This is a genomic window from Brevibacillus sp. SIMBA_040, assembly GCF_046535075.1.
Taxonomy (GTDB): Bacteria; Bacillota; Bacilli; order Brevibacillales; family Brevibacillaceae; genus Brevibacillus.
The window spans coordinates 36879-56176 of sequence record NZ_JAWRXI010000019.1 but is presented as its reverse complement, the minus strand read 5'-3'; the positions used below and the strand labels follow the sequence as shown (position 1 = coordinate 56176).

General features: G+C 48.5%; 21 protein-coding genes. 16 read left to right on the top strand and 5 right to left on the bottom strand.

Annotated elements, in window-relative coordinates:
• Positions 1-61: 61 nt before the first annotated feature.
• Positions 62-1162: a CdaR family transcriptional regulator gene (locus SB752_RS25550; RefSeq protein WP_410718305.1), complete on the bottom strand. Its 1101-nt coding sequence runs from the start codon at positions 1160-1162 to the stop codon at positions 62-64.
• A 163-nt stretch (positions 1163-1325) separates the two neighbouring features.
• Between SB752_RS25550 and SB752_RS25545 the strand changes: the two genes are divergently transcribed.
• From SB752_RS25545 to SB752_RS25485, 13 genes are all read left to right on the top strand, one after another.
• Positions 1326-2468 (top strand): glycerate kinase, encoded by a 1143-nt coding sequence (locus SB752_RS25545; protein WP_410718304.1) that lies wholly within the window; start codon positions 1326-1328, stop codon positions 2466-2468.
• Between the two features lie 24 nt (positions 2469-2492).
• Positions 2493-3599: a 2-keto-3-deoxygluconate permease gene (locus tag SB752_RS25540; protein WP_410718303.1), complete on the top strand. Its 1107-nt coding sequence runs from the start codon at positions 2493-2495 to the stop codon at positions 3597-3599.
• 31 nt (positions 3600-3630) lie between these two features.
• Positions 3631-4893 (top strand): nickel-dependent lactate racemase, encoded by a 1263-nt coding sequence (gene larA / locus SB752_RS25535; RefSeq protein ID WP_410718302.1) that lies wholly within the window; start codon positions 3631-3633, stop codon positions 4891-4893.
• 42 nt (positions 4894-4935) lie between these two features.
• Complete coding sequence (gene larE / locus SB752_RS25530) at positions 4936-5748, top strand: ATP-dependent sacrificial sulfur transferase LarE (protein ID WP_410718301.1); 813 nt, start codon at positions 4936-4938, stop codon at positions 5746-5748.
• A gap of 307 nt (positions 5749-6055) precedes the next feature.
• Positions 6056-6226 carry a hypothetical protein gene (locus SB752_RS25525; protein WP_410718300.1) on the top strand — a complete coding sequence of 57 codons (171 nt, stop codon included), beginning with the start codon at positions 6056-6058 and terminating at the stop codon, positions 6224-6226.
• A gap of 1084 nt (positions 6227-7310) precedes the next feature.
• Positions 7311-8039, top strand: a complete 729-nt coding sequence (locus SB752_RS25520) for an amino acid ABC transporter ATP-binding protein (RefSeq protein WP_410718299.1) — start codon at positions 7311-7313, stop codon at positions 8037-8039.
• A gap of 33 nt (positions 8040-8072) precedes the next feature.
• Positions 8073-8930, top strand: coding sequence for a transporter substrate-binding domain-containing protein (locus SB752_RS25515; protein ID WP_410718298.1), 858 nt, complete (start codon positions 8073-8075; stop codon positions 8928-8930).
• A gap of 85 nt (positions 8931-9015) precedes the next feature.
• Entirely contained in the window at positions 9016-9669 is a 654-nt protein-coding gene (locus tag SB752_RS25510) for an amino acid ABC transporter permease (protein WP_410718297.1), read from the top strand.
• A gap of 15 nt (positions 9670-9684) precedes the next feature.
• Positions 9685-10335, top strand: coding sequence for an amino acid ABC transporter permease (locus SB752_RS25505; RefSeq protein WP_103106821.1), 651 nt, complete (start codon positions 9685-9687; stop codon positions 10333-10335).
• 269 nt (positions 10336-10604) lie between these two features.
• A complete protein-coding gene (locus SB752_RS25500) occupies positions 10605-11876 on the top strand; it encodes an ATP-binding protein (protein WP_410718296.1) in 1272 nt (423 codons plus the stop codon).
• Positions 11873-12793 (top strand): response regulator, encoded by a 921-nt coding sequence (locus SB752_RS25495; protein WP_410718295.1) that lies wholly within the window; start codon positions 11873-11875, stop codon positions 12791-12793. Before SB752_RS25500 ends, SB752_RS25495 begins: the two co-directional genes overlap by 4 nt.
• Positions 12794-13066: 273 nt before the next feature.
• A complete protein-coding gene (locus SB752_RS25490) occupies positions 13067-13405 on the top strand; it encodes an ArsR/SmtB family transcription factor (RefSeq protein ID WP_410718294.1) in 339 nt (112 codons plus the stop codon).
• 2 nt (positions 13406-13407) lie between these two features.
• The gene (locus SB752_RS25485; RefSeq protein ID WP_410718293.1) at positions 13408-13845 is read left to right on the top strand and encodes an SRPBCC family protein; all 438 of its coding nucleotides are present in this window, start codon (positions 13408-13410) and stop codon (positions 13843-13845) included.
• Positions 13846-13908: 63 nt separating this feature from the next.
• Here the strand turns inward: SB752_RS25485 and SB752_RS25480 are convergent, their stop codons facing one another.
• Positions 13909-14277, bottom strand: coding sequence for a winged helix-turn-helix transcriptional regulator (locus tag SB752_RS25480; RefSeq protein WP_410718292.1), 369 nt, complete (start codon positions 14275-14277; stop codon positions 13909-13911).
• A 141-nt stretch (positions 14278-14418) separates the two neighbouring features.
• Between SB752_RS25480 and SB752_RS25475 the strand changes: the two genes are divergently transcribed.
• Complete coding sequence (locus SB752_RS25475) at positions 14419-15147, top strand: NAD(P)-dependent oxidoreductase (RefSeq protein ID WP_410718291.1); 729 nt, start codon at positions 14419-14421, stop codon at positions 15145-15147.
• Positions 15148-15169: 22 nt separating this feature from the next.
• Positions 15170-15616 (top strand): DUF2269 family protein, encoded by a 447-nt coding sequence (locus tag SB752_RS25470; protein WP_410718290.1) that lies wholly within the window; start codon positions 15170-15172, stop codon positions 15614-15616.
• A gap of 22 nt (positions 15617-15638) precedes the next feature.
• Here SB752_RS25470 and SB752_RS25465 read toward each other — a convergent pair whose 3' ends face one another.
• The gene (locus SB752_RS25465) at positions 15639-16547 is read right to left on the bottom strand and encodes an amidoligase family protein (protein WP_410718289.1); all 909 of its coding nucleotides are present in this window, start codon (positions 16545-16547) and stop codon (positions 15639-15641) included.
• Between the two features lie 413 nt (positions 16548-16960).
• On the opposite strand from SB752_RS25465, the gene SB752_RS25460 reads away from it, so the two are divergent.
• Positions 16961-17413 carry a VOC family protein gene (locus tag SB752_RS25460; protein WP_165100507.1) on the top strand — a complete coding sequence of 151 codons (453 nt, stop codon included), beginning with the start codon at positions 16961-16963 and terminating at the stop codon, positions 17411-17413.
• A 339-nt stretch (positions 17414-17752) separates the two neighbouring features.
• Here SB752_RS25460 and SB752_RS25455 read toward each other — a convergent pair whose 3' ends face one another.
• Both SB752_RS25455 and SB752_RS25450 read right to left on the bottom strand, forming a co-directional pair.
• Positions 17753-18499, bottom strand: a complete 747-nt coding sequence (locus SB752_RS25455; protein ID WP_410718288.1) for an ABC transporter ATP-binding protein — start codon at positions 18497-18499, stop codon at positions 17753-17755.
• Positions 18484-19290, bottom strand: coding sequence for an ABC transporter permease (locus SB752_RS25450; RefSeq protein ID WP_410718287.1), 807 nt, complete (start codon positions 19288-19290; stop codon positions 18484-18486). The genes SB752_RS25455 and SB752_RS25450 overlap by 16 nt, the downstream gene beginning before the upstream one ends.
• Between the last annotated feature and the right edge of the window lie 8 nt (positions 19291-19298).

Genomic DNA, 19298 nt, shown 5'->3' with positions numbered 1-19298 from the left:
AAAGTAGATAGCAGCCAGCTCTCCTTTTTGGTAAGGATGAGAGCTGGCTGTTTTTTGTTTGTCACTCCTCCGTGCTTGTCCGATTTTGATGAATCCAAACGGCAATCTGGAGGGCGACGGCGTCCTTGAATAGCTGCGGGTCATAGCCAGTCAGCTCCTTGATTCTTGCTAATCGGTAGAGGAGGGTATTTCGATGGATGAACAGCGATTTAGCTGTTTCGGTAATGCTGAGATTGTTTGCGAAAAAGGCTTCTGCGGTCTCGATAAATTTTGGAGTGAGGTGGGCAAAAAGGCGTTGTATATATTTTTGCTTCACATCCGGGTCCATTCGGTCAATGAGTGCAAGCGTTTCAATATCCGCGTAAGCAGTCACCCCTTGTTTTCTGTCTCCGAGCAGCAGGGCTAATTTGGCCTCATCCCGAGATCTCCAAATATTTCGCTGTTCTATGACGGGTGCGCCCAAGCCGATATGAAATTGGATGCCCACATGCTGGAGAAATGCACCTACCTTCCCCAGCTTTCGCTTAAGCACTTGCTCGGGGGTAGCCGAGGAAAGAATGAACAATCGATTTACTTTGAAAAAGCCTACCAGCATGTGCTGTGCGTCGAGCAGCTCTTCAATTTTTTGAATCAGCTCCTGATTTGGGAGAGGATTTTCTTTGATTTGAATCAGGGACACTTGAAAGGGAGATTTCAATTTTACATTCAATAGATTTAATCTTTGCTCCACAGCGTCATAGTTTGGCCCTGATTTCACCAGCTCTTCGAAAATGAATTCCTTCATTCGCTGCTTCCATTCGATCTGGGATGCGAGAAAAGACTGATTGATCATCATCTCTGTAATCATTTTGACCAGCTCGCCGAATTCGAGGATTTCCTCTGGGCGGCCAGTAATGCCGATGACGCCAATGATTTGGTCCTGAAATTGAATGGGCAGGTTTATGCCTGGTCGTGCACCTTTGTACTGCTCCTGATTGTCTCTGGTAATCAGCAGCGGCATTTTTGTTCGAATCACATCCGAGGCACCCTCATGAATTTGGTTCACACGCGCTTGATCGCCGGATGCGATGATGGTGCCGGTGTGGTCCATGATATTGATATTGCGGTTTAAGCGGTTCATGGTTTCGCGGACGATTTCCTGTGCGATTTTCTCAGTCAGCATGGAACCATGCCTCTTTTCTAGGTTTTTATTTATCATATACAAAAAAATCAGCCGGTTGTAGCTGTATTTTTGTATGACGTGAACGATGAATTTCAGTTTTCGCCAGCCTATAATGATGAAAAGGTAGAAATGTAAGCGCTTTACAAAGGAGTGGTTGTAGAGAGTGAAGATAGTCATCGCGCCCGACTCATTCAAAGGAAGTTTGTCCGCACCCGAAGCAGCTAGTGCAATAGAAGCAGGGATAAAAAAGGTGATGCCGGACGCGCAAACGGTTTTGGTGCCGGTAGCGGACGGTGGAGAAGGTACAATGGAGAGCCTGATTGCCTCCACTAAGGGACGGAAAGTAGAGGTAGACGTGACCGGGCCGATGCATGTGCCAGTAAAAGCGGCTTATGGCATTTTAGGAGACCAGGTGACGTGTGTGATTGAAATGGCCAGTGCTTCCGGATTGATTCTGGTTAAACCAGAAGAGAGAAATCCTTTGGTCAGCACTACATATGGCACCGGAGAATTAATCAAGCGGGCGCTGGATGATGGCTGCCGACGGTTTATCGTAGGTCTCGGTGGAAGTGCTACGAATGACGGCGGAATCGGTATGCTGCAGGCTCTCGGGATGAGATTGCTTGATGCGGATGGCAATTCGGTCGGCTTTGGGGGCGGGGAGCTCCATCGCATTCAGCAAATTGATGATCAGCATTTTGATCCAAGAATCGCTGAGTCCACCATTTTGATTGCATCCGATGTACAGAATCCTTTGATTGGACCGAATGGAGCCTCTCACGTCTTTGGTCCGCAAAAAGGAGCGACTGCGGAAATCGTGGAAGCATTGGATCGCTCTCTAAGCAAGTGGGCAGATCTGGTGCAGGCGAAAACAGGGATCTCGCTTCACGACTTGCCGGGCGCAGGTGCAGCAGGTGGAATCGGAGGTGCTTTCCAAGCCTTTTTTCCATCCACGATGAAGCGAGGCATCGATATCGTCATCGAGTACACAGGGCTGGGAGAAAAAATGCAGGATGCTGCCATCGTATTCACCGGAGAAGGACAGATTGATTTTCAGACCGCTTCTGGGAAAACGCCGATGGGTGTAGCGCAGGAAGCACAAAAAAGGGGTATTCCCGTGTTCGTTCTGGCAGGATCAGTCGGCAAAGGGACAGATACGCTGTACGAATTCGGAATCCATAGCATCACTAGTATCATGAGTGGGCCAATGACTCTGCAGGAGGCCATGAACCGAGCTTCTGAGCTCTTGACGAAAACGGTTGAGCAGGTGCTGAGAACCTATCTCGCGGGCTGTCGTTCCAAATAAAAAAAGAAACAGGGGGGTTGCTGCATGCAAATAAAGAAGGCGATTGAAAAAGTGCCCGGTGGGTTAATGGTGGTTCCGTTGTTGTTTGGAGCCTTGTTAAACACGGTTGACCAAATGCATATTCCGGTTGTGATGGACGCGTTACAGGCGATTGGCGTCGCGCCAACCAAAGATGGACATTACGAGTTATTGCGGATTGGCGGATTTGCCGAGGCTCTCTTTAAAAACAGTGCGATTGCTCTCATTGCCTTATTCCTTTTCTGTTGTGGAAGCCAAATGAATCTGCGTGTCGGTGGTAAAGCTTTGAAAAAAGGAGCCCTGCTGACAGCATCCAAATACTTCACGGGTGTCGGTGTCGGTTTCTTGTGGGGATACCTTTCCGGTGATATGATGAACGGATTCCTCGGGTTATCAGCGCTTGCGATTATCGCCGCAATGACCAATGGAAATGGCGGTATGTACGCGGCTCTCACCTCGCAGTACGGTAACCGTTCGGATGTTGGGGCAGTTGCGGTTCTCTCATTGAATGACGGTCCCTTCTTTACCTTGATGGCACTCGGAATGCTTGGCGCCAATTTCCCTGTAATTGCATTTATCGCTGTATTATTGCCGATTGGTATTGGAATGCTGCTCGGTAACCTCGATCAAGACATTCGTGAGTTCCTGAAACCAGGTGAATTTTTGCCAGTACCGTTCTTCGCATTTGCACTTGGTGCCGGAATGGATTTTGCCACTTTCCTCAAAATGGAGGTTCTTCTTGCAGGACTTGCTCTTGGTCTGATGACTACGATTTTGACAGGCTTTACTGGTATAATTGTATTCAAAATCTTCCGTGAAAAAAGTCAGATTGCTCCTATTTCGGAAGCATCTACAGCTGGTAACGCCGTAGGTACACCAGCAGCGATTGCAGCGGCAGCGGCGGTAGCTTCGGGCTCAGGAATGATGTCCGCCGCAGATGCCCAAGCTTATCAAGATCTCGTACAGATCGCTACGGCCCAAATCTCGATTTCTACTCTGACAACGGCTATTCTTTGCCCGGTCGCTGTCATTATCATAGATAACTGGCAGAAAAAGAGAGGGATCGACGGAAAACAGGAGGATCTTACACCGGGAAAACCGATCAATGTGTAGCGAGTAATTTCGTTTGGAAAAGGAGAATGGAATGAAAACGACTCTGCTTTATGGAAAAGAAGGATTGACGATAGATGTGCCGGATGACTCCTTGATCGTTGAACCGAAAAACTTGCCAGGTCTGGAGAACGAAGAGGAAGCGGTAAGACAAGCACTCCAGGCTCCGATCGGTACTCAGCCACTGCGTGACATGGTAAAGGGTACAGACAAGGTAGCGATCGTCATCAGCGACATCACACGTCCTACTCCCAATCATAAGCTGGTTCCATGGATTTTAAAGGAGCTGTCGCATGTTCCGCTGGAAAATTTCGTGGTGATTAACGGGACAGGCACTCACCGGGACCAGACGCGGGAAGAATTCGTGCAGATGCTGGGCGAATGGGTGGTGGACAATGTGCGCGTCATCAACCATCACTGCCACGAAAAAGAAGAACTGGTCAAGGTAGGAGAAAGCCGCTTCGGTTGTGACGCTTATTTAAACAAGGAATACGTCGAGGCGGATTTTAAAATCGTGACCGGATTTATCGAGCCGCATTTCTTTGCCGGATTTTCAGGTGGACCCAAAGGGATTATGCCTGGAATCGCTGGGATTGAGACCATCATGACCTTTCACAACGCCCGGATGATTGGTGACCCGCTGGCAACGTGGGGAAATATGGAGAACAATCCCGTGCAGGATATGGCCCGCGAAGTCAATCGGATGTGCAAGCCCGACTTTATGTTGAATGTTACTTTGAATCGCGAAAAAGAAATAACCGCTGTTTTTGCAGGTGAGCTGTTCGAAGCCCACGATCAGGGCTGTGCATTTGCAAAAGAGCATGCCATGATTCGCTGCGACCACCGCTTTGATGTAGTTATCACGTCAAATTCCGGCTATCCGTTGGACCAGAATCTGTATCAAGCGGTAAAAGGCATGAGTGCTGCACATAAAATTGTCAAAAAAGGCGGAACGATTATTTGCGCTGCGGAGTGCTCGGACGGACTTCCCAACCATGGCAATTACGCCAGCATCTTGACAATGCGTAAGACTCCGCAAGAAATTTTGGACATGATCAATGATCCTTCCTTTAAAATCTTCGACCAATGGCAGGTGCAGAAGCAGGCAGTTATTCAAGTGTGGGCAGATGTGCATGTGTATTCCAGCTTGTCTGATGAAACCGTAGAGCTGGCCATGTTTACACCCACGCGCGACATTACGGAAAACCTGAACGAGCTGAAGAAAAAGTACGGCGAGCAAATGACAGTGGCCGTTCTTCCGCTTGGCCCGCTAACAATACCTTATGTAGAGGAGTAAGATCAGTCTGTCCAGTGTGGCAGAAAGGAGGGGGATTATACGGTGCATGAACAAAAAGTGGAGACGCTACGAAGCTTGCTCAGACAAATGGAAAGAGTCGTTGTAGCTTTTTCCGGTGGAGTAGACAGCACGTTTCTGGTGAGGGTAGCAGTAGATACTTTGGGGGCAGAGAACGTACTCGCAGTGACCGCAGATTCGGAAACGTATCCGACATCAGAGCTAGCAGAAGCAAGAGAGCTGGCGAGGCAGATCGGGGTTCCCCATCAGGTGATCGAGACCTCCGAGCTGTCCATCCCGGGATATGCGGAGAATACGCACGATCGGTGCTACTTTTGCAAGAAAAGCTTGTTCGAGCATCTGCTTCCCATTCTGGAGCGGCAAGGCTATCGGAATCTCGCCTATGGTCTGATTGCCGATGACATGAGTGATCACAGACCAGGGACTCGTGCAGCTCAAGAACTCGGTGTGCGAGCACCATTGCAGGAGGCAGGTCTCTATAAAGAAGAAATCCGTGAGCTCTCGCGCGAGCTGGGCCTCTCTACGTGGAAAAAGCCATCGTTTGCGTGCCTGTCATCACGGATCAGCTACGGTGAGCAAATCACGTTGGAAAAGCTGATAAAGGTCGATCGCTCTGAGGCGTATTTAAAAGGGCTGGGAATCCGGCAGGTGCGTGTGCGTACACACGGTGAAATTGCACGAATCGAAGTCGAGTCTGTAGATATACCGATCGTTCTCCAGCATAAGGAAGAGATAACGAATCAACTCAAAACGTATGGGTATTCCTACGTGACGATGGATTTGCTTGGCTACAAGAGCGGTAGCATGAATCTGGGTGTAGCGAAGACGGGTGCGTGAGATCGTTTTAAAAAATGAAGCTGTTCCTTGGCAGATCAAAACTGCCAGAGGGGCAGCTTTTTTGTTCTCGTAACGTGGCTGCAGTGAGGAGAAGCAGATTTCCATGCTCAGCTCCGGTCTACGTCCTACATGGGAGTGAAACTGTCCGCTCCGAGCCGATTCGCGGGGGATCGTAAAAGTGGTAGTCGCTTCGCAGACTATTCAGGGTTACGATCCTGTTGCCCACGAATCGGCTCTCCGCTAAGTAGGACTTCGCGAGTCGCTCCGCCTGGAAACATGCTTCTCTGGCGGGAGTTACTCATGTTACGTGGCTGCGGTGGGGAGAAGCCTGTTTCCATTCTTCGCTCCGGTCTACGTCCTGCGAGGAAGTGTTGACTGTCCGCTCCGAGCCGATTCGCGGGGGATCGTAAAAGTGGTAGCCGCTACGCAGAGTATTCAGGGTTACGCTCCTGTTGCCCGCGAATCGCCTCTCCGCTGAGTAGGACTTCGCGAGTCGCTCCGCCTGGAAACATGCTTCTCTGGCAAGCTATATCTGCTGCGTCGAGAAATTCACAAAAGAAAAAGCATACATCAATAGAAAGCTCGCAGAGAAAAAGGGAGAAACAAGCGAAGCTCTTTGGAACACCTACCAAGGCGCAGTGGAAAAAGAGAAACACGTTCTTAGCGTCCAACTTTGAGAAGCGTTATGAACCGACCACTTTTGGACGCGGGTTTCGCTTTTGCAATGGAGCCGATTAGGGATGACCCGAGAAAGTGTTCCAAGAAGCTGGAGCGTTTTCTCCCTCTTTCTTCTCACCACTACAGCTCGATTAAGGATATCTTTCATCGTAGCTTTACCAAAACAGTCTTCCAAAAACACGACCAAATCCAAAGCTCGCAGAGAAAAAGGGAGAAAGCAGCGAAGCTCTTTGGAACACCTACCAAGGCGCAGTGGAAAAAGAGAAACACGCCCTTAGCGTCCAACTTTGAGAAACTACTGGAACCGACCACTTTTGGACGCGGGTTTCGCTTTTGGAATGGAGCCGGCCAGGGATGACCCGAGAGAGTGTTCCAAGAAGCTGGAGCGCTTTCTCCCTTTTTCTCCCCAACGCTACAGCTCGATTAAGGATATCTTTCATCGTAGCTTTACCAAAACAGTCTTCCAAAAACACGACCAAATCCAAAGCTCGCAGAGAAAAAGGGAGAAAGCAGCGAAGCTCTTTGGAACACCTACCAAGGCGCAGTGGAAAAAGAGAAACACGCCCTTAGCGTCCAACTTTGAGAAGCCTCTTGAACCGACCACTTTTGGACGCGGGTTTCGCTTTTAGAATGGAGCCGGCCAGGAATGACCCGAGAGAGTGTTCCAAGAAGCTGGAGCGTTTTCTCCCTTTTTCTCCCCACCGCTACAGCTTGAATGAAGAGATCAGTAGGAAAAATCCCCCATTTTCGCAAGAATTTCATGCAATAACCCCTATTATTAGAAAATTGTAAAGAAAAATAATATTTTCTTTAGTCTTTTTCAGTAGTTTTGGGTAGAGCGTTCATACGATACAAATTAGGAAAGAGAGCAAGGGGGAATCTGGTTGATTAGTTTTCATCAAGTGAACAAGCATTATGGCAACTTTCATGTCCTGAGGAACATCGACCTGCATATCAACCAGGGAGAAGTCGTCGTGGTTATTGGCCCGTCTGGTTCAGGAAAAAGTACGATGGTTCGCTGCATCAACAGATTGGAAACGGTTACAAGTGGGGAGCTCGTCGTTGACAATGTACAGGTGAACGACAAAAACACGGATATTAACAAGCTACGCCGCAACATCGGCATGGTTTTTCAACACTTCAATCTCTATCCGCATAAAACCGTAATGGAAAACATCACGCTCGCGCCCGTCAAGGTACTCGGCGTCTCCCAAAAGGAAGCGGACGAAACAGCTCTGTACTATTTGGAAAAGGTAGGGATTCCTGAAAAGGCAGACATGTACCCTACACAGCTTTCCGGTGGACAGCAGCAGCGTGTAGCAATTGCGCGCGGACTGGCGATGCGGCCGAAAATCATGCTTTTTGATGAGCCGACCTCCGCACTTGACCCAGAGACAATCGGAGAAGTGCTGGATGTCATGAAGAAGCTGGCGCAAGAAGGTATGACGATGGTCGTCGTGACGCACGAGATGGGCTTTGCCCGGGAAGTGGCCGATCGCATCGTCTTCATGGACCAAGGCCGAATTTTGGAAGAAGCGACGCCGGATCAGTTCTTTGCCAATCCGAGTGAAGAGCGTGCGCGTTTGTTCTTGAGCCGCATTTTGAACCACTAGAATCTAAAACAAAGAAAGAAAAGGGGTATTCAGATGAAAGCAAACAAGGTATGGAAGAAAGTAGCTGGAATGGGATTGGTGCTCATGCTGAGCGCAACTGCACTAGCAGGCTGTGGAGGCGGTAAGACCTCAGAAGGAGCAGCGCCAGGCGGTCAGTCTACTGGAGCAGCCGGTGCAGGTACAATTGCCAAAATGAAGGAAAGAGACAAATTTGTTGTCGGTGTAAAGTATGACTTGAATCTGTTTGGACTGAAGGACCCGGCAACTGGAAACGTAGAAGGTCTTGATATTGATATTGCCAAGGCAATCGCTAAAAAGGTGCTCGGGGATGAAAATAAAATTGAGCTGAAAGAAGTAACCTCCAAAACGCGGATTCCGATGCTGAAAAACGGCGAAATTGATGCGATTATTGCTACGATGACGATTACGGAAGAGCGCAAAAAGGAAGTTGATTTCTCTGATGTGTACTTCCTGGCTGGTCAATCCTTGCTCGTGAAAAAGGATAGCAGCATCAATGGCATTAAAGACCTGAAAAAAGGAATGAAGGTCGTGACAGCCAAAGGCTCTACTTCCGCTAAAAACATTCGTGCGAGTGCACCGGATGCAGAAATTCTTGAATTCGAAAACTACGCAGAAGCCTTCACAGCGCTAAAAGCTGGTCAAGGTGATGCGCTCACTACAGATAACGCTCTCTTGTACGGAATGGCAAAACAAGATCCGAACTACCGTGTAACAGAAGAAACCTTTACAGAAGAACCATACGGAATTGCGATCAGCAAAGGCGATGCAGAATTCGTAAAAACAGTAAACGAGCTGTTGAAAGAAATGAAAGAAAACGGCGAATACGACAAGATTTATGAAAAATGGATTGGAGAAAAGCCGAAAAAATAATGCTGTTCGACTCCATTACGGATGAGCGGTTGTAATTACCGCTCATTCCCTTATTTTCTTACGCCAGAGGGGGTTCGTAACAGAGATGATTGATTTTTCAATCTTGATTGATCACTGGGATATGTATCTGGAGGGGTTTGGAAATACCTTGAAAGCGAGCCTGCTCGCACTGATTGGCAGCTTCGTTTTAGGAACGATCTTTGCTATCTTCCGCATTTCTCCGATTCGCCCACTCAACTGGATAGGTGCTGCATTCGTGGAATTTATACGTAACATTCCATTGATTCTCGTAGTCTTTCTCTTTTTCGTGGGACTACCATCCATCGGAATTGTGCTAAATCCATTTCTTGCAGGAACAATGGGCCTAACTGTATATACCGCCGCCTTTATTGCGGAGACCATACGCGCTGGAATCCAGGCCGTTCCCAAAGGACAGACGGAGGCTGCACGCTCCTCGGGTCTGACTTACTTGCAAACGATGCGCTACGTTATATTGCCACAGGCGATTAAAGTGGTCATTCCTCCCATGGGAAACCAGTTTATCAATCTGGTCAAAAACTCGTCCGTTTTGGGTGTAATTGCTGGTCTCGATCTGATGTACTTCGGTGATCTGATTGCAGCCGATACTTTTATTACGTTTGATGTGTACATTTTCGTGGGTCTTTTCTATCTAATTCTAACCCTTCCGTTAAGCTCGTTCGTAAGCTACTTGGAACGACGCTTGGCGAAAGGTCGCTAATAAGGAGGGGACACCATGGACTTCATCGGGGCATATACGCCAAGTCACTTGACCTTTCTCCTAGAAGGTTTTTGGATCACCTTGCAGGTGGCATTTCTGTCGATTGTATTTAGTTTTGCGATTGCGATAGTGGTTGGGGTGCTTCGCTACGCGCGCATTCCGGTCGTCTCTCGTATTCTCGCTACAGTAGTTGAACTGGTTCGTAATCTGCCGCTTCTCTTGATCATTTTCTTCACGTATTTTGCTCTGCCAGAAGTGGGCATCAAGCTCGATAAATTTTATGCTGCGGTTTTGGCATTGGTCATTTTTGAGGCTGCGATGCTGTCCGAGATAGTGCGCAGCGGATTAAACTCGGTGGAAAAGGGACAAATTGAAGCCGCTCGTTCCTCAGGACTCAACTATGTACAAACTCTCTGGCATGTCGTGCTTCCACAAGCGCTCCGCCGGATGGTACCACCCATCGTTAGCCAGTTTATCTCGTTATTAAAGGATACTTCGTTGGCGGTCATTATTGCTCTGCCTGAGTTAATGAACCATGCACAGATTATCAACGGACGCAATGTCAATTACGTTATTCCGACGTTCTTGCTCGTGGCGGTCATGTACTTTGTGGTCAACTATGCGTTGTCGATTGTTTCCAAGCGTTTGGAAAATAAGCACGCATAAATTTTTTCTGTGAAAAACGTCTCAACGTTTTTCATAAAAGTAGATGTGACCGCTTGTGGTCAAACACTTTTGTCCCCCGACGAGAGGGGAAAACGGTCATAACCGTTTTGTGCAGATCTCCAATTCTTTGTAAAATAGGAATGGGAGATCTTTTCTTTTCCTTGAGAAAAGGGTTGATTTTGCTAGCCGGATAAGGGAAAAGTATAAGAACGAAGGCTTTTGCTATTGGGTTTGGCGGTAAGCCAGGTTTTTCTCAGAAAGGGGCTATTATGCGCGAGCGTTTATTGATACTATGTGTCATTATGCTGGCATCGGCTTTTTTCGGGGAGATGAAGGTGAATCCCTTTGGGGGTTCTTTTCGCTTCTCTCTAGGAATTGCCGCTTTCTTTTTCGGATTGCTCTGGTTTCAATCCGTACCGGTACTCCTGACAGGCTTTTTAACGGGGACGTTTATTCTCGGGTTTCGCGTAGGGATCGATGTTCTCATCGATTATCGAACGTGGGCAGAAAGCTTTTTTGTACATTTGCCCTCTGCCTTTTATTATTTCAGCTTTTCGCTCTTAATTTATTTCGTTCGCGCGAGAAAGTATTTGGAATATCCTTTATTAGTAGGCTTGATCGGGGCATCGGTAGATTTCCTTTCCAATATCGTGGAGCTTCAAGTACGTCAAATTTTTAGTGATAACCCAATGCTTACTTGGGAGAGCGCTTTCATGCTCCTCTTTTTTGGTGCTCTGCGCAGCTTTTTTGTGGTGGGTCTTTACAACAGTGTCTCGATAAGGCAGGTCAGAGCCGTAGGAGCGGTGCGTCAGGAGGAGCTGGAGCGTCTGCGCATGATCAATACCGAATTGTACGAAGAGGCCTTTTACTTGCGAAAATCGATGACGCAGCTCGAAGAAATTACCCGAGAAAGCTATCAGCTATACAGTCGGCTGCGAGAATCGGAGCATGCGGAATCGCCTACAGCGCTCACGATTGCAGAGCATGTACACGAGGTGAAAAAGGACTCGCAACGAATGCTCGCTGGATTGTCCAATCTCATGGACCAGGAAGACTTGTCTCCCCATCTGCCGGTAGCTGAGCTGTGTGGACTGGTGATCAGAGCGAACCAAAAATACGCAGAAATGCTGGACAAGGAAATTGAGTTCACCTGGAATTGTCAGGTGAAGCTATCGACGAGCCAAATCTACGCGTTGCTCTCTGTACTGAATAATCTGGTAGCCAATGCCGTAGAGGCAATCGATAAAGCGGGAAGTGTGGAATTGTTCGTCAAGCTGGATCATCGTAATATAGTATTTCACGTACTGGACAGTGGGCCGGGGATTCCCCGTGAGGAAAGAGAATGGGTTTTCCAGCCTGGATATACGACGAAATACGATGCGCAAGGAAATTCATCTACAGGAATTGGACTCACGCATGCCAGAGGGATTGTCCAAAGTCTGCAGGGCAGCTTGCATATTTTGCACGATCGGGAAGGCATGACGCATTTTGAGGTGCAAATTCCAACCGATCAACTGCTCAGAAAGGAGGTCGTGTCGTGATCCGTTTTTTTCTGATTGAAGACGATGCGGTCGTGAGAAGAATGTTGGAGCGAATTATTCAGGATAGCGGTCTGGGAGAGATTGTAGGTCAGGCAAGTGATGGGAATCAGGTGTCGATCGATCAGTTATTTGGGGTCGACGTGATTATCATCGATCTTTTGATGCCTGAGCTGGACGGTATTCAGACGATTAAAAAGCTGCAAACAGAAGGCTTTGCGGGCAGATTCATCATGGTGTCGCAGGTGGAAAACAAAGAGATGATTGGTGAAGCGTACCTGCAAGGCATTGATACCTTTATCCAAAAGCCAATCAATCGACTGGAAGTCATGTCTGTCCTCAAGCGGGTAGCGGACTACTTGTCTTTGGAGGCGTCGCTACACACCATTCGCAAGTCACTGCAGATTTTAGATATCAAAGGAAAACAGGAGCCAGCTGATTTTGGCTCGAAGCCTGCTTCTTTTTCAGAGCAGGATGGCTTGGCACAAAGGGCACAGCAGCTCCTGCTCCAGCTGGGAATCGCGAGTGAAGCGGGAGCTCCTGATCTGGTATTGATTATCCAATGGCTGGGTCAAGAGGAGCGCAGGGGAGATCAGCTTCGCGATATTCAGCTAAAGGAGCTGTACTCGCAGATTTTGCTGAAGCTGCATGGTACTTTGGACGAGCAGTCGATGGGAAAAGAAGTCCGTGCGATGGAGCAGAGGATCAGACGAATGGTGCTGCAAGCATTCAACCACTTGTCCTCACTAGGGTTAACCGACTATGCCAACCCTACCTTCGAGCATTTTGCTCCGCGCCTATTTGATTTTCAAGAAATTCGCCAGCGCATGCAGGAGCTTGAGGCGGGCGAAAAAACAACGAAATGCCGGATTAGCGTACGAAAGTTTTTATCTGTCTTTTTTATGGAAGCAAAAGGATAAGCAATCATACCCGAATACAAAAAAGGAAAAAACAGACCGCATGCATGTGTATCAATACGGTTTGCTTTTTCCTTTTTTATTGGCTCTGTTATTATTTGATTGTTGATTTTCATTATTCAATGGAAAGGCAGGATTATTCAGTGGGAGACTCACATAGGCGAGGTTCGCACCGGCATCCTTAGATCTGTGAATTTATGCCCATTCCAAGCAGATTGACACGACCACACAATGCGTTTTATTATTAAGTATGTCCTTAATTAAGGAGGTTCTTAATTGGTTGCCAGAGACACACTCAGCCTCATCTTTGCTGCGCTCGCCGATCCGACGCGCCGAAACATCCTGTCAAGGCTGTCACAGGGGGCCACTACAGTCGGGGAGGTCGCCGAGCATTTCGAGATAAGCGCACCCGCGATCTCCCAACACCTCAAAGTGCTTGAGCGAGCAGGGCTGATCGAACGCACAGCAAAAGCCCAATGGCGGACCCTGACGATGCGCACTGAGCCTCTCAATGAGGCATTGGCCTGGGTCGAGAAGCACCGCCGCGAGTGGAACCAGCACTTCGACGCATTGGAATTGCACCTCAAGTCTATGACTAAAAAGGAGGAACACTGAACATGACCACTGCACCGGAGTTCACCATCACCCGCACTCTGAACGCCCGCCGCGAGCTCGTATGGCGCGCCTGGACCGAGAACAAGGAACTCGCCGCCTGGCTACCTTCGACACCCCTGGAGTCAATCTCCTTCGACGTCCGCAAAGGCGGACGCTACCGCTACACAATGGTTAATAAGGAAACCGGCCAGGAGTATCGCACTGGAGGAGTGTTCCTTGACGTCATTCCTTTTGAACGGCTCGTCTTTACTTGGGGTGACCCCGATGCTCCCATCGAGGACTCCCCTGTCGTGACCCTAACCCTCACCGCACAGGGCGATCGCACCGAGATGATCTTCCATCTACGCGGATTCGCTGGTCACCCCGGCGATCAGTATGTGTACGACGGCTGGTCTAATACACTCGACAATCTGTCGACGCTCCTTCGTGACCAAAAGTAATACACAGTAACAAGAGCAGCAAAAATGAATGGGTTTTTTTACTTTTTTCGTACATTAACGCATCTACTTCTGACTTGCAGATACCAGGATAGCCTGCCTTGAGCCCGGCCGTTGATGGGTTTCGCCCCACTCGCACATGACTTCCATTACAGGTACCAATGTCTTGCCATATTCACTTAACGAATATTCCACTTTCGGGGGGACCGATGGATAAACCGTCCGTGTCACCAGCTGGTCGTTCTCCAGCTCCCGCAAATGCTGCGCCAGCATCTTCTGCGTCACCTCGGGAATCAGCTTCTCCAGCTCGCTGAACCGCTTGGTGGAGTCTAACAAAAGCCATAAGATCGCAGGCTTCCACTTCCCGCCGAGCACGTGAATCACCGTTTCAATAGGACATTTTCTCTCCATTGCTGCCTCTGCGCCAGCTTCCATTCAATCCCTCCTTGCTCAAGCTTACTTTCAAGTAAGTACCCTACATTAAAGTGGGTTCTTACCAAGATTTTAGGTCGGTGCTAAGCTTAAGTCAATCCAGCAAGTGAAAATTTGGAAATCACCAGGAAGAGGGAATGAACGATGAAAATTATTGTTTTCGGAGCAACGGGAAATACGGGAAGAAGGGTACTTGCCCAAGGCGTTAATAGGGGGCATGAAATGACCGCCTTCGTGCGCAATCCCGAGAAGCTTTATGAGCAGCAAGGCGAGCAGATTACGGGGCAAGTGAAGGTGATCTCGAAGGACATCATGGATCCGGAAAGCGTCTACGAAGCTCTCTCGCAGCAAGACGCCGCTATTATCGCAGCCGGTCATGCCGCCCAAGGAGAAGAATTTGTTCGTATCGTGGATAACATCGTCAGCCAGTGTGAAAATATCACACGGTTTTCCGGACGGGTATGGCTAATGGGAGGCGCCGGGCTGCTCGACATTCCTTATACCGATCTGATCGGAAATAATTTGCCCGGGTTCCCGCCCATGTACCAAACTCACAACCGGAATCTGGATCGGCTGCGTCAGACCAAGCTCGATTGGTCCGTCATGTGTCCGGGAACGATGGTCAAATCGGCCGATCTTCCGTCGTCCGTTCGTTTGCATGTGAGCACAGACATTTTGCCCGTGCCTGTTCCAGAGACCATCAAGGACTTCTCCGAAGCCGAAGTTGCCGGCCACCTGTTCAGCCGATTTAAGGAGTTGGATGTCGCTTACGAGGATGTAGCGAACTTTATGCTGAACCACCTTGAGCTTGCAGGGCCGTTTAAAGGCAAAAGAGTCGGTCTCGCTTACCAAAGCGAGCTGCCGGTAAGCTGAGCGCGGAAGGAGACGACCTTGTATGTTCGGATTGCTGCTCGTTTTGCATATACTCTCGACGATTGCTTTCATGGGCTCTGCTTTCCTCATCCCTGCCATTCGCCGGTCCGCGAAAACTGCCAGCCAGCTTCGCTTTGTCTTCGATATCACGGCCAAGCTTTCCTGGCTTCCTAAAATAGGCGGAGCCGCTCTGATCGCGACCGGGATTGGGCTCATGATCATAACCGGCATGGGACTGTCCCAGATGTGGCTGAATGTGTCCATCCTGTTGTCGCTGCTCATGGTGGTCGCGATTGGGGCACTCATCGAACCTCGTTTGAAAAAAGTCACGAAGCTCGTGGCGGCAAGCCGTGGGGATGAGGTTCCTGCCGAGTTCTCCCACGCGATGAAAAAGATCGCGCCGCTAGAGTCGGCGGCGCAGCTGCTGATGATTGCAGTTATCGTGCTGATGGTCATCAAGCCGTTATAGGGGGGCAGATAAAGCAATCTTATTAATCTGGGAGCTTACCTTCAATTTTCCAGCCGCTTGAAGATAAATGGAAAAGGTATCTAATAATCTTGCCGTCAGTATTCTCGATTGCAACCAATAAACCATCTGGCCTAGGCAATATATGAAGGATTTCGCTATCTGGGAAAATACAGGTGGTTATAGGGGTTAATATCGGTACTAACATATTTTCTAACCATATTCTCTCTCGATACCAAAGTGGGGCAGGAATGGGCGGAGGATACCCAGTGACAGGTACTCCGAGGTCATTTGCCATTTGTTTGGGATTACAAGAAAGCTTGCGTCTTGCACCAATGGCTGCAACGAAGCGAAGGCAAAACTCGACGGTAGTGATTACTTCATCGTATTTCAAAGTGCCGTTAGCATAACGAATTTCTACTGTCTTGTTATCGAACCATGCAGCAATGTTGATACCACACCGATGGGATTGAGGACGCCCTCTATGTCGAAGAGCCGCATCCCCAGGGGCGGAAAGATACTGATCCCTCATTTCCCAGGTGACAGGAGGGCAGTATACCAGCCGATCTTCACTCGTATTAAATAAGTATTTCACTGATTCTTGATATTGCAACGCAGCATCGATAAAATCGGGAATTGCTTCTTCCCCCCAAGGCTCCATGCTAACGTGGACGTGAAGTCCGCAATTCCAATTTATCCTCGCTTCTGTCGCAATGAGCCTCAACAACATCTCGTTGATTTGTTCCCGATCTTCCCACTGAATGGGGGGAGTTTGAAGTTCGCTGCCCGACTCTTCGCCGGTATCATCAATTTGCAGTTCATCCAAAGCCATTGTCCAGCCTGGTAAGAGCTCGACTACCTCGGGTTTACCCCCAACAAATTCAATTTCGACGCCAAAGTAAAGGTCTTTCCAATCCATAATAAAGGGCTTCATAATCCGCCAACCTCCCTGTTTGTGATTGTCACGTTTTTTAGGGGAGAAGGCGGCGGAGCACGGGATTAACGAGGGACTTTTTTTCTTGTCAAGGAAAACGCCTCCTGAATAACAGTTTAGAGTATATAGATATTATAATCCGACATGAATTGGGATCACAAACCTGTCTAGTTCGATAGTGGAACAAACACAAGTGAAGCTGCCAGTAATCATTCGGCAGCTTCGTTATGCATTGAGGGAACCATTCCTCCACATCGGTAAAACCAAATTTCACATTTTACTATACTGTGACTTATCTTTGTTATCATGAACTGTGACAAGATGTTAATCGTTTGGAAGGAATTAGTAATTCTTGATAAAATAAATATGAAGACGATCAGGTAATAAATTTGTACACATAAGGAGATAAAACTATGGCAAAAAACAAATTACTAAGAATGGACAATGTTGGCATCGTTGTAGAATCCCTTGATGACGCAATCTCTTTCTTCGAGGAGATTGGCTTGAAGCTCGAAGGGCGAGCTACTGTCGAAGGGGAATGGGCTGGTCGCGTAACCGGGCTGGGTTCACAGTGTGTAGAGATTGCAATGATGGTTACCCCAGATGGCCACAGCCGACTTGAACTTTCGCGATTTCTCACCCCACCTACTATATCAGATCACCGAACTGCTCCTGTAAATGCCCTCGGTTATCTACGCGTCATGTTCACCGTTGAAGACATTGACGAAATGGTATCCAGACTCACTAAGTATGGTGCTCAGCTCGTTGGCGAAGTGGTTCAGTACGAGGACTCGTATCGGCTCTGCTACATTCGTGGAATTGAAGGACTTCTAATCGGTTTGGCGGAACAACTCGGTAATAAATAAGTGACGTTTAAAAGAAGACTAAACTGAAAAATAGTCGGGTGCATCATATAAACACCGCATTCACGCTCCGGGTCTGGGCGACCCTCGGTTCCGGAAACAAGGAACGAGGAAGTAATTGCCGGGACACATCCGCACCGACTAACCGCGGCCTGCAGCAAGCTGCCTTAACTCGGTGGGACTTCGTGATGCATGAACTTTAACGGAAATCAATGTAAAACCAAATTAAAGGGACTCAACTAACGGAGTTCAATAGTTCAGTAAAAGGTAAAAAACCCACATGTAGTTTGTGGGTTTTATTTTGGTTAAAAATCAACAACAACGTTTAACAGAGCCATATATTTAAACCTGTGCCTTCGAAAAAAGCTCCGAAAATGCACCGTACAATCCTGTACCTCCGTACTGCTGCTGATAGTCCTCGATTGGGCTGTCTCGAACGATTTGCCCATTCATCAAAAAGATGGCGCGATCTGCGATGGCATCGGCTACCTGCAGCTGATGCGTAGAAAAGATGACCGTCTGGCCTGCGAGCTTGATTTCCCGCACCAGATCCACAAATCCATCCATCCAATACGGATCGAGCCCATTCGTTGGCTCGTCGAGGATGATGAGCGCAGGCTTAGCCAAAATCGCTTGAGCAAACAAAAGGCGCTGCTGCATTCCTTTGGAAAACTGGGAAACGCGTTTGTTGCGATGCTCGTGTAGCCCTACTGCCGCCAGCACGTTTTCTGCTTCTTCTGCGGAACGACTGCGTAGCGAGGCGTAAAATTGTATCGTTTCACTGGCAGTGAGCCCTTGGGAAAAAGTAAAATGATCGGGCATATAACCGATTTGCTGCAAGTAATCGACGCGCTGCTCGTTCCAATTCAGACCATTGAGCTGAATCGTTCCGGAGGTAGGACGCAAAATCCCGACGATCATCCGCAAAATCGTGCTTTTTCCTGCACCATTACCGCCGCACAAAGCGACGACCTCTCCTGGCTCAATCCGCAGACTAAAAGGATGCACGATCGTTTTCCCCTGGATCGCTTTTTCTACCTGGTTAATCTCCAGTCCAAATACGTCCACGTTTCTCACCTTCTTTCCCATGCTTTGATGGCGATATAGAGTGTGACGCCAATCCAGGCCAGGCAAAGTGCAACGAAGCACATATCTCCCAGCGGGGAATCGACCCAGTACATCCACTTGTAGTACTCAGGCCCAAAAATCGAGCCACCCCCAAGCCGGGCAACAGAGAAGACACGGACGAACTCTGCCGGATTCAGCAGGGTGACGATTTGAAGAATGGGCTTGATCCACGTGTACGGAACAAAGCTGAGCAGGGAAATGAGCAGCGTAGGCCAAGCTAAAATGTAGAAAAACCAGATGCTAACGCCCATCGTCAAAGCCTGCCAACGGTTCCGACTCAGTGCCCCGATCAACAATGCAATCCCGAGAAACAACAGAATAATACAGAGCGAAAAGACGAATAGAAACAACAGGGTTGTGGCCGAAAAGCTTTTCCCGAGCAATGCGCCAGCAAGCCCGGAAAGTCCGTAGCCAAAGGAAACGATCGAAATGAGGACGACCGCTTGCCCGAGGTATTTCCCCAGCAAAAAAGAAGAGGTGGTCATCGCATATGTGGACAATAGCTGCCAGCTTCCTTCCTCCTTTTCTGCGGTGAGAGAAAAGGAGGAGAGGAGCATCGTCATCAGGGGCAGCAGGTACAAAATCAGGTTAAGCATCGTACCGGTCGTATACGTGTAGCCTTGCATATAGGATTGTGACTGGATGACGAGCAGTCCGAGACTAAACAGGGAGAACAGGGCCATAAACGAGTATGACCACGGATTGCGGAAGCCTACCTTCACTTCCCGTTTGGCAATCAGATTGATGTGCACGTTCTCCA

What these genes read in the sequence shown, in the direction of transcription:
- SB752_RS25550 (WP_410718305.1), bottom strand. Translation starts at nt 1,162, where the DNA reads ATGCTGACTGAGAAAATCGCACAGGAAATCGTCCGCGAAACCATGAAC.
- SB752_RS25540 (WP_410718303.1), top strand. Translation starts at nt 2,493, where the DNA reads ATGCAAATAAAGAAGGCGATTGAAAAAGTGCCCGGTGGGTTAATGGTG.
- larA (WP_410718302.1), top strand. Translation starts at nt 3,631, where the DNA reads ATGAAAACGACTCTGCTTTATGGAAAAGAAGGATTGACGATAGATGTG.
- SB752_RS25515 (WP_410718298.1), top strand. Translation starts at nt 8,073, where the DNA reads ATGAAAGCAAACAAGGTATGGAAGAAAGTAGCTGGAATGGGATTGGTG.
- SB752_RS25510 (WP_410718297.1), top strand. Translation starts at nt 9,016, where the DNA reads ATGATTGATTTTTCAATCTTGATTGATCACTGGGATATGTATCTGGAG.
- SB752_RS25505 (WP_103106821.1), top strand. Translation starts at nt 9,685, where the DNA reads ATGGACTTCATCGGGGCATATACGCCAAGTCACTTGACCTTTCTCCTA.
- SB752_RS25500 (WP_410718296.1), top strand. Translation starts at nt 10,605, where the DNA reads ATGCGCGAGCGTTTATTGATACTATGTGTCATTATGCTGGCATCGGCT.
- SB752_RS25485 (WP_410718293.1), top strand. Translation starts at nt 13,408, where the DNA reads ATGACCACTGCACCGGAGTTCACCATCACCCGCACTCTGAACGCCCGC.
- SB752_RS25480 (WP_410718292.1), bottom strand. Translation starts at nt 14,277, where the DNA reads ATGGAAGCTGGCGCAGAGGCAGCAATGGAGAGAAAATGTCCTATTGAA.
- SB752_RS25475 (WP_410718291.1), top strand. Translation starts at nt 14,419, where the DNA reads ATGAAAATTATTGTTTTCGGAGCAACGGGAAATACGGGAAGAAGGGTA.
- SB752_RS25470 (WP_410718290.1), top strand. Translation starts at nt 15,170, where the DNA reads ATGTTCGGATTGCTGCTCGTTTTGCATATACTCTCGACGATTGCTTTC.
- SB752_RS25465 (WP_410718289.1), bottom strand. Translation starts at nt 16,547, where the DNA reads ATGAAGCCCTTTATTATGGATTGGAAAGACCTTTACTTTGGCGTCGAA.
- SB752_RS25460 (WP_165100507.1), top strand. Translation starts at nt 16,961, where the DNA reads ATGGCAAAAAACAAATTACTAAGAATGGACAATGTTGGCATCGTTGTA.
- SB752_RS25455 (WP_410718288.1), bottom strand. Translation starts at nt 18,499, where the DNA reads ATGGGAAAGAAGGTGAGAAACGTGGACGTATTTGGACTGGAGATTAAC.